Origin of the sequence: Paenibacillus sp. P3E, assembly GCF_001909045.1 — a bacterium.
In the GTDB taxonomy this organism is placed as follows: Bacteria; Bacillota; Bacilli; order Paenibacillales; family Paenibacillaceae; genus Paenibacillus_AQ; species Paenibacillus_AQ helianthi.
Genome location: NZ_LVWH01000198.1, coordinates 42,714 through 57,246 on the forward strand (window position 1 = coordinate 42,714; position 14,533 = coordinate 57,246).

Consider the following 14,533-nt stretch of genomic DNA (forward strand, 5'->3'; position numbering starts at 1 on the left):
CCTGCATTTCCTTAAAGTTCAGCCCGTCAGCCGATTAATCAAATACCCGATGATCGGCCACCGGCTTCACCAAGGGAGTGCCAAGGGCAATCCAGGATAACACTCCATAGAAATGGGAGGTTTCACGCAGCCGCACCACTTCAATAACAGCTTCCCCGCCCCCTCTGTTCTTCAATGAAGCGTGAAAGAACGGTTGATTGGTCATGGCAACAAGGACATAACCGGTATGACCGAAGCTTTCATCAAAAGCTACAGTCACCTCTACACTCTCCGCATCACCATTGAACATGAAGGCTGTCATGCCAAATTGCTGCAGCACTTCCCGGTTGCCGGCACTCTGTACCGGACTGAACGACAGGTGTTCGGCATTTACCGAGCCGGGAGTCAGGTGATCGCTCGTGATGGAACCAGGAGCAATATGATATCCCTGTACACTATCCTCTTCCAAATGGCGGGACTGGATTGCGAATGAGGTGATTTTGGAGGCATCCACTGCTTCGTCCTGAAGCTCAGAATTCCCCACTGCACCTTCAGCCAGATGCTCCGTTCCGATGCTGGCAAATGCGAGCTTCTCTCCGGTAATGCTGCCAGTCGGCAGCAGTTCCGCGCTGCGGGTTTCCTCCGCGAGATGTTCCAGCTTAACGATGCCGGGGCTTAAATGCCGCTCCTCCAGCGTTTCATCGGCGAGATGCCCGCCCTGAATACTCTGGAGTTGCAGATGCTGTGATCCTACCGCACCTGCTGCCAGCTTGCTTCCGTCAATGCTCCCGTCCGGCAGGAGTTCAGAGCTCAGCGCACTCTCGGCCAAATGTTCAAAATGGATACTGCCAGGACGAATATGGCGGCTGTCCACTGAACCCGGGGATAAATGGCCTCCGTATACACTGGCCGGAGCCAGATGGTAGGGGCCAACCGCACCTGCCGCCAGCTTGCTTCCTCCAATGCTGCCGTCCGGCAGCAGTTCCGCGCTGCGGACTTCCTCCGCCAGATGCTCAAGCTTGATGATGCCGCTGCTCAAATGGCGCTCCTCCAGCGTTCCATCAGAGAGGTGCCCGCCCTGGATGCTCTGAGGCTGCAGATGCTGCGTACCTACCGCACCTGCCGTCAGCTTGCTTCCTCCAATACTGCCGTCCGGCAGCAGCTCCGCACTGCGGACTTCCTCCGCCAGATGCTCAAGCTTGATAATGCCGCTGCCCAAATGGCGCTCCTCCAGCGTTCCATCTGCCAGATGCCCGCCCTGGATGCTCTGAGGCTGCAGATGCTGCGTACCCACCGCACCTGCCGTCAGCTTGCTTCCTCCAATACTGCCGTCCGGCAGTAGCTCCGCGCTGCGGACTTCTTCCGCCAGATGCTCAAGCTTGATGATGCCGCTGCCTAAATGGCGCTCCTCCAGCGTTCCATCGGCCAGATGCCCGCCCTGGATGCTCTGAAGTTGCAGATGCTGCGTACCTACCGCACCTGCCGTCAGCTTGCTTCCGTCAATGCTCCCGTCCGGCAGGAGTTCAGAGCTCAGCGCACTCTCGGCCAAATGTTCAAAATGGATACTGCCAGGACGAATATGGCGGCTGTCCACTGAACCCGGGGATAAATGGCCTCCGTATACACTGGCCGGAGCCAGATGGTAAGGTCCTACCGCACCTGCCGTCAGCTTGCTTCCTCCAATACTGCCGTCCGGCAGTAGCTCAGCGCTGCGGACTTCTTCCGCCAGATGCTCAAGCTTGATGATGCCGCTGCTCAAATGGCGCTCCTCCAGCGTTCCATCTGTCAGATGCCCGCCATAGATGCTCTTCGGTTGCAGATGCTGCGTACCCACCGCACCTGCCGCCAGCTTGCTTCCGCCAATACTGCCGTCCGGCAGTATTTCCGCGCTGCGGACTTCTTCCGCCAGATGCTCAAGCTTGATGATGCCGCTGCCTAAATGGCGCTCCTCCAGCGTTCCATCCGCCAGATGCCCGCCCTGGATGCTCTGAGGCTGCAGATGCTGCGTACCCACCGCACCTGCCGCCAGCTTATTGCTTCCAATACTGCCGTCCGGCAGCAGTTCTACGCTGCGGACTTCCTCCGCCAGATGCTCAAGCTTGACGATGCCGCTGCCCAAATGGCGCTCCTCCAGCGTTCCATCCGCCAGATGCCCGCCCTGGATGCTCTGAGGCTGCAGATGCTGCGTACCCACCGCACCTGCCGCCAGCTTATTGCTTCCAATACTGCCGTCCGGCAGCAGTTCTACGCTGCGGACTTCCTCCGCCAGATGCGCAAGCTTGATGATGCCACTGACCAAATGGCGCTCCTCCAGCGTTCCATCGGCCAGATGCCCGCCGTAGATGCTCTTCGGCTGCAGATGCTGCGTACCCACCGCGCCAGCCGTCAGCTTATTGCCACCAATACTGCCGTCCGGCAGCAGTTCTGAGCTGCGGACTTCCTCCGCCAGATGCTCAAGCTTGACGATGCCGCTGCCCAAATGGCGCTCCTCCAGCGTTCCATCGGCCAGATGCCCACCCTGGATGCTCTGACGCTGCAGATGCTGCGTACCCACCGCACCTGCCGCCAGCTTATTGCCGCCAATACTGCCGTCCGACAGTATTTCCGCGCTGCGGACTTCCTCCGCCAGATGCGCTAGCTTGATGATGCCGCTGACCAAATGGCGCTCCTCCAGCGTTCCATCCGCCAGATGCCCGCCCTGGATGCTCTGCGGCTGCAGATGCTGCGCACCTACCGCACCTGTCGCCAGCTTATTGCCGCCAATGCTGCCGTCCGGCAGCAGTTCTGCGCTGCGGACTTCCTCCGCCAGATGCTCAAGCTTGACGATGCCGCTGCCCAAATGGCGCTCCTCCAGCGTTCCATCCGCCAGATGCCTGCCGTAGATGCTCTGCGGCTGCAAGTGATGCGATCCCACTGCCCCTGCCGCAAGCTTGCTTCTTCCAATACTGCCATCCGGCAACAGCTCCGCACTGTGGACTTCATCCGCCAGATGCGCAAGCTTAATGATGCCGCTGACCAAATGACGCTCCTCCAACGTTCCATCGGCCAGATGCCCGCCCTGGATGCTCTGCGGCTGCAGATGCTGCGTACCCACCGCACCTGCCGCCAGCTTGCTCCCTCCAATGCTGCCGTCCGGCAGCAGCTCGGCACTGTGGACTTCTTCCGCCAGATGCTCAAGCTTGATAATGCCGCTGCCTAAATGACGTTCCTCCAATGCTCCATCTGCCAGATGTTCACCTTGGATACTCCGGGCTTGCAGTTGCTGCGTACCCACCGCACCTGCCGCCAGCTTGCTTCTTCCAATGCTGCCGTCCGGCAGCAGCTCCGCACTGTGGACTTCCTCCGATAGATGCTCAAGCTTGATGATGCCGCTGCCCAAATGGCGCTCTTCCAGCGTTCCATCTGCCAGATGTTCACCTTGGATACTCTGGGCTTGCAGATGCTGCGAACCCACCGCACCTGCCGCCAATTTGCTTCCGCCTACGCTGCCGTCCGGCAGCAGCTCCGCGCTCAGCGTCTCGGCAGCCAGATGAGCCAACTGGATGCTGCCGGCACGGATATGGCGGCTGTCCACCGCGTCCGCTGCCAAATGCCCTCCCAATACGCTGCCGGAAGCCAGCTGAGACGAACCTACTGCGCCTGCCGCCAGCTTGCTTCCGCCCACGCTGCCGTCCGGCAGCAGCGCTGCACTACGGGACTCATCTGCAAGATGTTCAAGCTTGATCAGACCTGGACGCAAATGCCGTTCCTGCAGTATTCCGTCTACAAGATGCTCACCATAAATGCTTTCCTGCTGGAGATTCAGCGAACTCACCGCACCAGCAGCCAGCTTCCCGTTTCCAATACTGCCATCCGGCAGCAATTCAGAGGTCAGTGTTTCCTTGGCCAAATGTTCAAGCCGGATGCTGCCGGAGCGGATATGGCGACTGTCTATCGCGTCCGTTGTCAAATGATCTGCATACACACTGCCTGTAGCCAGATGGAATGCCGCTACCGAGCCCTCGGCCAGTTTGGAACCGCTGATGCTTCCATCCGGCAGGATGTCTGCACTGCGTGTCTCTTCCGCCAGATGCGCCAGGGTGATCTCTCCGTCTCGAATATGCTGTCCTTCTACCGCTCCCGGCGCCAGATGTCCAGCCCCTATACTTTCAGAGGCCAGATGGTAGGACCCCACAGCACCCGCTGCCAGCTTCTCACCGCCAATACTGCCGTCCGGCAAAATCTGGCCGCTGCGGACTTCTTCAGCAAGATGCGCTAAGGTGATGCCGCCTTGCCCGATATGCTTTCCTTCCACTGAAGCTTCCGCCAAATGGCTGCCTGCCACACTACCGGGTGCGAGGTGGCGGGATGAGACTGCACCTTCTATCAGCTTAGCTCCGCTGATGCTGCCATCCTGGATCTGAATGGACGAGATGGAGCTCGGGCTGATATGTCCATTACCGATGGACATCGGCCGAATATGTGCCCCGCTAACACTCCCCGGCGCAAGATGTCTTCCCTGCACAGCGGCGTCACTGACTGCACCAGAGCCAACCGCCCCCGCACTCAAGTGCTCTGCCTGAACTGCTGATGCCGCCAGCTTCGCGGCTTCCACACTGCCATCCGCCAGCTTCATTGCTGTAACTGCCAGATCGCCCAGCTTATCGGTTGAGACACTTTCCGGCGACAGCTTCAATGACGTGACGGCATGATCAGCTAAATGATGCGGCTGAACGATACCGGCAGAGAGATGGACCTCCTTCACCGCGCCGGTTGCCAGCTTCTCACCCACTACCGAACCTGGCTGCAGGGCAGAGGAGGTTACACTGTTGTCCCCAAGATGCCTGCGCTCTACAGCCCCCGGTGCCAAGTGCTCGGCATCCACAACGGCCCGCTGCAATACACGACCGCTGACACTGGCATCCGCCAGATTTTTTTCCTCTACCGTACAAAAAGCAATATGTTCCCCGCTGACAGCTTCCCGCGCTATTGCATTGCCGATAACCGCACCCGGAGCCAGCTTGGCGGCAATGACACTCCCATCCGCCAATTTGTCCGGGGTGATACTATGTGGACGCAGATGCTCACCTTCAACCGATCCAGAAGCCAGCTGTTCCCCCGTAACAGCCCCATCTGCCAGATGGCTCGTGAGTACCGATTGTTCCTGCAGCTGCATAGACCCGACGGATTCCGCCGCCAGATGGGAGTGCTCCACAGACTCACGCTGCAGATGGACTGAAGCAACTGCCTGCATGGCAAGCTGCGGCCCCCGTACCGCAGATTTGGCGATGTGCCGTGTCGTTACAGCCTCATCAGCCAACTTATGGGCAAGGATGCTCTGATCCGCTATTTTGGAAGAGGTAACTGCCTGCTCCACAAGCTGAACTGTTCCAACCGCCCCTTCCGCCAGCTTCACAAAAGAAATGCTGCGGTCCGCCAAATGCCGGCTGGCAATCTCCCCGTCGGCGATATGGCTACCATTCACACTTTCCGGGCTTAAGTGCTGTCCCCGTACGGCCTCCTTGCCAATCTGGCGTGGACCTACCGATCCATCGGCAAGGTGACCGCTGTCGATGATCCCGGACTGGAGCTGCTCTTTGCCGATCAAACGGCTGGCAAGCTGTTCCGGCCCTATGGCTCCCGGAGCCAGATGCTTCGCTGTAATGGCGCCGCCGCTGATATGGCGGCTCTCAATAACGGCGTCTCCCAGCTTATCACCGCTAATCTCTCCGTCGGCTATTTTGTCCCCCGTTACCACTTCGTCCGCCAGCTTGGAACGGTCAACGCTCCCGTTCGCCAGATGCCGGCTGACGATGGTGCTGCTCAGAATTTTCTCGCCGGTCACCGCTCCATCTTCAAGCAGGTCAGCCGTAATGATGCAGTCGCTAAGATGGCGGCTCGTAATGGCCTGATCGGCAATTTGACCTCCGCCAATGATCCGGTCAGCCAGCTTTTCCGGGCCAATGCTGCCATCCTTAAGTTTTTCGCCGCCGATGGAATGATCCAGCAGCTTACCGCCGCTGATGCTTCCTTCTGCCAAATGCTCACCTGTTACGGATTCGGGGGCCAGCTTAGAGGAAGTTACTGCCTTGTCCGCGATATTGATGCTCTGCACCGCATAATCCTGCAGCCAGGGCGTTCCGATGATACCGAATTTCAGCTTGGACCCGTCAATGGTCCGGGGGGCAATTTTGCTTCCGGTAACGGCAGCGTCGGACAAATCATCCGTATATACAGGCTGCAGGCGTTCTCTTTCCACCACTGGCAGCACGACTTCAGGTGTCAACGGCAAAGGCTCAGCAGCCGAAACCGAAGGTTCCTCCACCTGTTCCTGAGGCGCTTGCTGATCAAGTACGGCAGATTCCACGGAATCCGCCGCTTCAAGCGTATCCACCCCGCTAACCTTCAAAGTTGTACTCCCGGTATCCGGCACTTCGCTTCCGGAGGTGTCTATAACCTCCTGTATCTTGGGACTGCTTCCCAGCATGCTGAGTTCCTTCATATTCGGATTATCCACAAAATAGAGCGGTTTTTTGGAACTGCGGTGCTGATTTTTCCTGGAGCTCTTCACAAGCAGTCTCCTCCTTCCATCTATTGTTTCTCCTAGGCATCATATGCAGCGCACTAGGCGAATGACACCCGTTTACACCAAGCCTGTAAATTCTGCACCTTCCCAAAAAAGGGCATCTGCCACCGCACATTCGTCCACCCTAAAGGGCGAGTACACACATACAATGACTCAGGAAGAGAAACAGCCGGAACTATAGAAGATAACGGGAGGAACGAACATGGGGCAAAAGCTCGTGGGAATACTGCTAAATGCCGCTATGCACCGGGGCGTTCCCCGGCAAAAAACGGGACAGGAGTCGCTGAAAAGCTACGAGGAAGCCGCCGCTGTATACGGATTGACCCCCTGCTTCCTGAAACTGTCCGACATCGATACGAAAACCGGCTGCAGCATCGCCTACATGAAGCAAACCCGGGGCTACAGGAGAGTGGTTGTTCCGACGCCTGACGTCATTCACAATCGGGCTATCTACGACCCGGGCAGCCACGGGATCGACAGACTGCTGGGCAGCGGCGTACTGGTATATAATACATGCAACCGCTATGGCAAAGATCAGATCCATGGACTGCTGGAGCAAAATGCCAGACTTCGCGGCCTTCTGCCCGCCACCTCAGCCGGTCTATCCGGACTGAAGGAGATGATGTCCAGCTATTCCGATCTTATTCTCAAGCCTTGTCGCGGAAGTATCGGTCAAGGCGTAATGCGCCTGACGCGGAGTAGTCCAGAACTGTGGAACTGGAGTTATCTGCCCTTCGGCTCCCGCAGCTGGATCAGCACCCAGGTTAATCAGGATGCATTGCCCAGAGCCCTGCGGATGCGTCTGGCCTCCACCCCTTACCTGGTTCAGGAACGCATTCCGCTGGCAGAGATTGGGGGCCGTCCGTTTGATCTGCGTGTCACGGTGCAGCGTGGGTGGGGCGGGGAATGGCAGGTCACCGGACTATTCGCCAAACGGGCGGCGCCGGGGGGCTTCGTCTCCAACATTGCCCGGGGAGGAGAAGCACTTGACTCTTCATATGCACTGGAGCAGGCATTCTCCGGGCAAGCGGCGGCAGGCATCCGCATGTCCGTTCTGGCTTACAGCCTCAGCATTGCACACGAGCTGGCGCGGAACCTGCCCGGACTGGCAGACATCGGGCTGGACATGGGCGTAACGGAAAAAGGCCGGGTCTATTTCATCGAATGTAACGGCCGTGATCAGCGCTACGGCTTCCGCAAAGCCGGACTGACCGGGGCATGGAAGGAGAGCTATCGGAAGCCGATAGCCTATGCGCGATATCTGCTTGACCATCCTTCACAGTACATCAGTTATTGATTTGTCTCTTATTCTATGTCAATATAATGCAGAGCGGAAACGGTCCTGGACCCAGGGCCGTGCTGCTGCATGATGGAAGGGAGATACTCATGGTAAAACAATTGCTGCGGCTGATGACCGAGTTGTCCTCGCACAGATGGCTTTCCCGGTTGATGGGGGCTTTTTCCCATAGCAGACTCAGCCGTTTTTTGATCCCGGCATTTATTCGGACTTATCATATTCCCGCTTCTGAAGCAGAGAAGCCTTCCGGGGAATACCTTACACTTAATGAATTTTTCAGCCGTCATCTCAAATCCGGCATGCGTCCGGTCGCCAGCGGCGAGAATGCGGTAGCCAGTCCGGTAGATGCGATGATTACCGCCATGGGCGAGATTCATTCCGGAACCATAATGAATGTAAAAGGTCAGGATTATGAACTGGAGGAGCTTTTGAACCACTCCCCGCACCTGGAGCTGTACAAAAAAGGCTTTTTCTTCGTGCTGTACTTAAGTCCAACGGATTATCACCGGATTCACGCCCCCCTTACCGGGCGCAAGGTCGAGAGTGAACATATCCGCGGAAGAGCATACCCTGTCAATGAATTTGGCATGAGACATATGAAGGGTGTACTGAGCCGCAACGAACGGCTGATTACTTATATCGCCGGAGCAAACGGTGAAGCCGCAGTAGTGAAGGTCGGCGCGATGAATGTCAGCAGCATCCACTATGCGGATGAAGCGGCTGATGCCTGGGAGATCGGCGACGACCTGGCCTATTTCGAATTCGGCTCTACCGTGGTATTGCTCCTCGAGAACGGCAGCTTCACCCCCCGATCTGGACTTGCCAGCGGGACTAAGGTGAAGATGGGTGAACTGCTGGGCGAGCTGCAGCGCCCGGTGTAGCAGAACATAAGTAGAAACGGCTACGCCTCATAATAGGCCTGCATCCGTTTCAGCGGGAAATAGAAGGATCATTTATAGTGTGAATAAATTCTTATATTTTAACCAAAGGCAGCAGGCCTCCGGGACTATCGGGGACCTGCTGCCTTTTTAGTTGTACATCTATATCAGGCCGATTATTCCGTCACCTTGCTCTGATTCGCCACCTCGCGGGCTTTCTGCTGAACTTCCTCCGGCTCCCCGAGATAGAAGCGGCTAATCGGCTTCACGTCATCATCCAGCTTGTAGACCAAAGGGACTCCTGTCGGAACATTCAGATCCAGCAATGCTTTCTCGTCAATATCCTCCATGAATTTGATCAAGGCCCGCAGCGTATTGCCATGCGCCGAGATCAGCACCCGTTCCTTCTTGCGGATCAGCGGCACAATACGGTTGCCCCAGAAATCGCCGACGCGGTGCACGGTATCCTCCAGGCTCTCGCCGCGAGGAATATCGCCGGGGCGGACATCCTTGTAGCGGATATCGTTCCGGGCATAACGCGGATCATCCGGCTCCAGCATCGGAGGACGGACAGACAGGCTGCGCCGCCAGATATGCAGCTGCTCTTCGCCGTATTTTACCGCAGTCTCGCTCTTGCTCAGCCCCTGCAGCGCGCCGTAATGACGCTCATTCAGCTTCCAGGACTTCTGCACGGGAATCCACAACAGGTCCATCTCATCCAGAACATAGTTGAGTGTCTTGATCGAACGTTTCAGTACAGAAGCAAAGGCCAGATCAAAAGTATAGCCTGCCTCCTTCAGCAGCTTGCCGGCTGCTTTGGCCTCTTCTACCCCCTTCTCTGTCAGATCGGGGTCGCTCCAGCCTGTGAACAGATTCTGGCGGTTATACTCGCTCTCGCCATGGCGTATCAACACGATTTCATACATATTCTTTCTCCTCCGGCCTGAAGTTTCTTCTTCATCCTATCTATACTCATCATAGGCCTCCTGAACGGGTTGTTCAAGACTTACGCTCTTTATCCTTATACCCCGGCCCAGACGCCCTGATACACGCAAACCTTCAAGCCTCCTGAAAGAAAATCACCCTAACGGGTAAATCCAGCATCTCATTGCCGCAGGTAACGGCATTGCTCCCAAATCAGAGGTATTTCTACCTCTCATTCTGCCCGCTAGCCCGTTTACGGCGAGATCAGAGGTATTTCTACCTCTCATTCTGCCCGCTAGCCCGTTCACGGTGAGATCAGAGGGATTTCTACCCCCCATTCTGTCCGCTAGCCCGTATACAGAGATCAGAGGTATTTCTACCTCTCATTCTGCCCGCTAGCCCGTTTACAGTGAGATCAGAGGTATTTCTACCTCTCATTCTGCCCGCTAGCCCGTTTATGGCAAGATCAGAGGTATTTCTACCTCTCATTCTGCCCGCTAGCCCGTTTACGGCGAGATCAGAGGTATTTCTACCTCTCATTCTGCCCGCTAGCCGGTTCACGGTGAGATCAGAGGTATCTCCTCTTAGGCCCGTTTAGTTTATTTTGTTTCCTCCGATCTGTTTCTTCACGTTTATCCCTCTCACTTTTCAATCGGAGTGATCCACCGTCTTTTTCACAGTATAATTTCCTATACAATCAAAAAAACCGGAAGCCCTGTTCGGCCCCGGTTCCCTTCGTTATCTGGATAAGCTATCATTTTAGGACAAATGGTCAAAATCAATGATCCGTAGCTGCCACGCTGCTGTTCTTCAACCGTCTCCAGCGGTTGCGGACAATTCTGCTTCCCCCGGCCGAAAAAACTGAAACAAAAGAAGGATCAGCGGATCTCGGACGGACTTTTGCCGGTGTGCTGCTTGAACTGGCGGCTGAAAAAGAAAATATCGCGGTAGCCCAGCGCATCCGCCACCTCGGTTACGTTCATTCCGGCATACAGCAGAAGATGCTGTGCCCGCTCAATCCGGGTGCGGATCACGTAGGACTGGACAGAAGAGCCGGTAATCTCCTTGAATTTGATCGAAAAATAACGCGGGGACAGCCCGGCACGCGCCGCCAGATCCTCCACCCGGTGCACCGCTCCAGGATGCTGGCTGACATAGTTGGCTACCTCATGAATGACTTCCGCCAATTGGTTGCTTACATGACGTTCCACAGGCATCACCTGATCCTCACGGAGCAGATGGATCATCAGCTGCTTCAGAATCAGTTGGCCTTCCTCTTCTGCCGCAAAGGTCTTTACGAGAAACAGGCGGACATACCGTGCCAGCAAATGCTCGAACTCCACCGTCTCCGACAGTTCACGGTAAGGCTCGGGAATATCTGCCACATTCTCAGTGACATCAAAATGAATGTATGTAAGCACAAGCGGCTTCTGCGGATTATGGGTTGCGCTGGTATGATCCCCCGGACGGAACAGGAAGCAGCTCCCCTTCCCCACCTGATAAGGGACGCCTCTGCGCACAACCGTGCCTTCCCCGCTCCAGACATAGAACAAATCATAATTTTGCAGCGGCTTCTCTCTTTTTTGCCATTTCCAGCCCGGTTCGCAGACAATCTTCGCCAGGGCCGGCAGGATCACAAAAGAGGACGGCGATGCATGCAGCATAATGTTCCCTCCTAAAAGTTTGTGAGCTTTACTTCCTGAATACGCTTCGTACAAACTCGCTTCGGAAGCATCATCTAAAAGTTTGTGAGCTCTACTTCCTGAATACGCTTCGTACAAACTCGCTTCGGAAGCATTATCTTAAGTTTTGCGGAATTCTACTTCTTCGAGATCACTTTTCAGCAAAACTCGCTTCGGAAGCATCCTAACCGTTCCATACTCCTCATAATACCTTGTCACATTCGATTTTGCACATCCTCCCAGGCCAGCAGCAGACGGTTGACCCCATTCTCGAGCTGAGCACTATCCAGATGGGCAAAAGAAAAGCAGGCCGCCGGAACGTCCGGTTCAGCCTGGTACAACGCTGCGTCCCGGAAGTCCGTGCCGCGCCTAAGCGCAGCCGCCCGGAAGGCGGCGAATTCCGCTCTGCTGCGCCGCCAGCGCGCGTAGATATGCAGCCCCGCATCGCCGGGCAGCAGTTCAAACAGCTGACCGAGCCGCTCGGACAGCAGCGAGCGGAGGAGCCGGGCACGCTCGCCATAGAGGCGCGTCATCCGCCGCAGATGGCGGCTGTAGCCGCCGGTCTGCATGAAGCGCGCCAAGGCACGCTGCTCTAATTGGCCGCCCGGAAGCGGCTCATACAGCGCCTTGGCGGCGGTCACCGGCCCGATCAGTAAGGGCGGGAGCACGGCATAGCCCAGCCGCAGGCTGGAGAACATGCTGTTTGAGAATGAGCCCAGGTAGACGACCCGCTCTTCACGGTCGAGTGCCTTCAGCGGTTCTATGGGCCGCCCGCCCCAGCGGAACTCACTGTCGTAATCGTCTTCCACAATCAGAGCTTCCTGCCGCCGCGCCCATTCCAGCAGACGGCGCCGCCGGTCGAGCGGCAGCACAGCGCCGGTGGGGAACTGGCGGCTAGGCGTAACGAACAGCAGCCGGGCCGCCCAATCCTGCGGCACCAGCCCGCTCCCGTCCACCTTACCCAGCAGCAGCTTCCCGCCTGAGATTTCCACAGCTCTGCGGATGCCGTGAAATCCGGGGTCCTCGGCAACGGCGGGGCTTCCCGGCTCCAGCAAGAGCTGCGTCAGTAGGACGATACCCTGCATTGAGCCGTTGAACAGGACGATTTGCTCCGCCTCTGCCCGGATGCCCCGCGTCACCCGGAGATGGGCGGCAATTGCCAGCCGCAGGCTTTCTTCGCCCTGGGGAGGGCAGTAGCCTTCCATCCTCCCGCCGCTTTTGCCGCCAGCATATTTCAGTGCGCTCCGCCACTCCTCATAAGGAAAGTACTCCATGAGCATCCCCCGGCTGCGAAAGCTGACGAAGTTCCCTTCCTCCTGTTCATAGATGAGAACATTCCTCTCCATAAGGCGTTCTCCCCAGCTGGATAGCGGTATCCCGGTTCTATTACAAGCTGCTCCGACATCTGCATATTCACCCGTAACCGCATTCGTAACCGCATTCTTTGAACCTTCTGTCCCAGCAAAAGCCGATGCCGCAGCTACAGCACCTTCAATTTCCTGATCCGCCTCCACCCGTTCCTGCTCCACGGGTTCAAAGCTGTCATTGGCGACATAGGTGCCCCGGCCGGTCTCCGTCCGGATGTAGCCGTCAGCCAGCAGCATGTCGTACACCTGCGATGCAGAGCCGCGTGAGATCTGGTATAGCTCCGCCAGCTTCCGGGTAGACGGCAGCCGGGTTCCGCCGGGCAGAGTGCCGCCAAGAATAGCCGCGCGGAGCGCATGGTATAAGGCCAGATATTTGTAGCGGTGCACCGCCAGATACTGGTCATATGGCAGCGTAAAATTCATGTTCCCACCCTCTCCACATCAAAGTGGACTAATAAAATTAATGTAAACCGGTCCTTTTTTATTGTCAATTCTTCTTCTATTGTAAGATAACTGTTTACTCGGAGCATAGGGCTCCGCCATTATTGAGAAAAGGATGTGCCGATATGCGCAGAAAAGAATTTCAGGTAGAGCAGGAAGAGGAGCTGGCCGGTTTTCTAAACGGAATGAGCTTTGGTTTTCTGGGGACCAGCGATGAGATGGGGCTGCCGCGTGTAACGCCGCTCAACTTTGTCTATCTGGAGGGTAACTTCTATTTCCATGGCAGTCACGCCGGAGGCAAAATGAAGAGCATCCGCCACAATCAGCGGGTATGCTTCACTGTTGCCGATGAATATGCCATCATTCCTTCCTATTTCAGCGATCCCGAGCTTGCCTGCCCTGCCACCGCCTATTTCAAAAGCGTAACCGCTTATGGACAAGCGGAACTTGTAGAAGACCTCGCCGAAAAAGCAGCCGTACTCGCTCTTTTTATGCAAAAGCTCCAGCCGGAAGGAGGCTATGCCCCGATTGATGCCGAAGATCCCAGATACCGCTCAGCTCTGAAGGGTGTTGCCGTTGTGCGGATCGTTCCCGAAGAAGTAACCGCCAAATTCAAATTTGGCCAGAATCTGAAGGAAGATGCGCGAAATGCCGTTACTCAGGGGCTTCAGGACAGAAACGGGGCACGTGATGCCGAAACCATCGCCATGATGGAAAAATACTGCCCCTACCACTCCTGAGTGGTAGAATATAGCTGTATCTATTTGTATATTTCACGGTAGATTGGCGGGATGGAATTTGGAGTATCTGTACCACTACTATGATAAATCTGCCGGACCGTTTCGGAATTTATCCGACCTGGCACCGGAGGAAGCGGAGCATGTTCTTGCGGACATACGCCAGAAGAACAAGGGATTTGCCAGCAACCGCTCAGCGGATTATCTCGATATCCGGCGCAGCCTGGAGCACAAGGCACGGGAGGCTTTTATTGCCAAAGGAGGCCGCCCCGTCCGCCAGCAGCCCCACTATATGACCTTTGGAAGCTGTCCGTGGCTGCTGGAATGGTATCCTAGCGGTATGGAGCTAAGGATTCCATTGGACTGCTTTTCTCCTGGCTGTATCAGCTTCACGTATGGCGATTTGTTTCCCACAATGAGAGTTCTGGACGGTAAGCCTTACCGGGGACAGGTATACCTGCTTACGGAGATCCGGGAAGTCATTTCGCAATTCGGCTGGCCTCAGGAATGGAATGCCGGGGGAACCCATGGGCCAGAGCGCTATATCGAGGTTCAGGTCTGGGAGGATCCGCCACAAATATTTTAAAAGTAATGGGAATTGCCTCTTTCATCAGTGACGGCGGTGAATCACGGTGATATAATGTTAGGCAATGTTAACGTATA

At 56.3% G+C, this 14,533-nt stretch carries 8 protein-coding genes; 4 read left to right on the plus strand and 4 right to left on the minus strand.

All coding sequences use genetic code 11. The annotated features are described in order from the left end of the window. Positions 1-34: 34 nt before the first annotated feature. A complete protein-coding gene (locus A3842_RS24215; protein WP_074103005.1) occupies positions 35-6,529 on the minus strand; it encodes a WIAG-tail domain in 6,495 nt (2,164 codons plus the stop codon). A gap of 217 nt (positions 6,530-6,746) precedes the next feature. On the opposite strand from A3842_RS24215, the gene A3842_RS24220 reads away from it, so the two are divergent. Next, on the plus strand, positions 6,747-7,841 hold the full coding sequence (locus A3842_RS24220; RefSeq protein ID WP_074103006.1) for a YheC/YheD family endospore coat-associated protein: 1,095 nt from the start codon (positions 6,747-6,749) through the stop codon (positions 7,839-7,841). 89 nt (positions 7,842-7,930) lie between these two features. Next, complete coding sequence (asd, locus tag A3842_RS24225; RefSeq protein WP_074084083.1) at positions 7,931-8,722, plus strand: archaetidylserine decarboxylase; 792 nt, start codon at positions 7,931-7,933, stop codon at positions 8,720-8,722. A 173-nt stretch (positions 8,723-8,895) separates the two neighbouring features. Here asd and gpmA read toward each other — a convergent pair whose 3' ends face one another. From gpmA to A3842_RS24240, 3 genes are all read right to left on the minus strand, one after another. Beyond that, on the minus strand, positions 8,896-9,645 hold the full coding sequence (gene gpmA / locus A3842_RS24230) for a 2,3-diphosphoglycerate-dependent phosphoglycerate mutase (RefSeq protein ID WP_074103007.1): 750 nt from the start codon (positions 9,643-9,645) through the stop codon (positions 8,896-8,898). Positions 9,646-10,521: 876 nt separating this feature from the next. Then, the gene (locus tag A3842_RS24235; RefSeq protein WP_074084081.1) at positions 10,522-11,307 is read right to left on the minus strand and encodes a helix-turn-helix domain-containing protein; all 786 of its coding nucleotides are present in this window, start codon (positions 11,305-11,307) and stop codon (positions 10,522-10,524) included. 233 nt (positions 11,308-11,540) lie between these two features. Next, complete coding sequence (locus A3842_RS24240; protein WP_074103008.1) at positions 11,541-13,115, minus strand: aminotransferase-like domain-containing protein; 1,575 nt, start codon at positions 13,113-13,115, stop codon at positions 11,541-11,543. A 143-nt stretch (positions 13,116-13,258) separates the two neighbouring features. Here A3842_RS24240 and A3842_RS24245 point away from each other — a divergent pair, with 143 nt between their 5' ends. Together A3842_RS24245 and A3842_RS24250 are read left to right on the plus strand one after the other, a co-directional pair. Next, a complete protein-coding gene (locus A3842_RS24245) occupies positions 13,259-13,873 on the plus strand; it encodes a pyridoxamine 5'-phosphate oxidase family protein (RefSeq protein ID WP_074103009.1) in 615 nt (204 codons plus the stop codon). 43 nt (positions 13,874-13,916) lie between these two features. Then, positions 13,917-14,456 carry a hypothetical protein gene (locus tag A3842_RS24250; protein WP_305953397.1) on the plus strand — a complete coding sequence of 180 codons (540 nt, stop codon included), beginning with the start codon at positions 13,917-13,919 and terminating at the stop codon, positions 14,454-14,456. Positions 14,457-14,533 lie beyond the last annotated feature (77 nt).

Coding starts and splice junctions, on each gene's coding strand:
- A3842_RS24220 (WP_074103006.1), top strand. CDS start 6,747: ATGGGGCAAAAGCTCGTGGGAATACTGCTAAATGCCGCTATGCACCGG.
- asd (WP_074084083.1), top strand. CDS start 7,931: ATGGTAAAACAATTGCTGCGGCTGATGACCGAGTTGTCCTCGCACAGA.
- gpmA (WP_074103007.1), bottom strand. CDS start 9,645: ATGTATGAAATCGTGTTGATACGCCATGGCGAGAGCGAGTATAACCGC.
- A3842_RS24235 (WP_074084081.1), bottom strand. CDS start 11,307: ATGCTGCATGCATCGCCGTCCTCTTTTGTGATCCTGCCGGCCCTGGCG.
- A3842_RS24240 (WP_074103008.1), bottom strand. CDS start 13,115: ATGAATTTTACGCTGCCATATGACCAGTATCTGGCGGTGCACCGCTAC.
- A3842_RS24245 (WP_074103009.1), top strand. CDS start 13,259: ATGCGCAGAAAAGAATTTCAGGTAGAGCAGGAAGAGGAGCTGGCCGGT.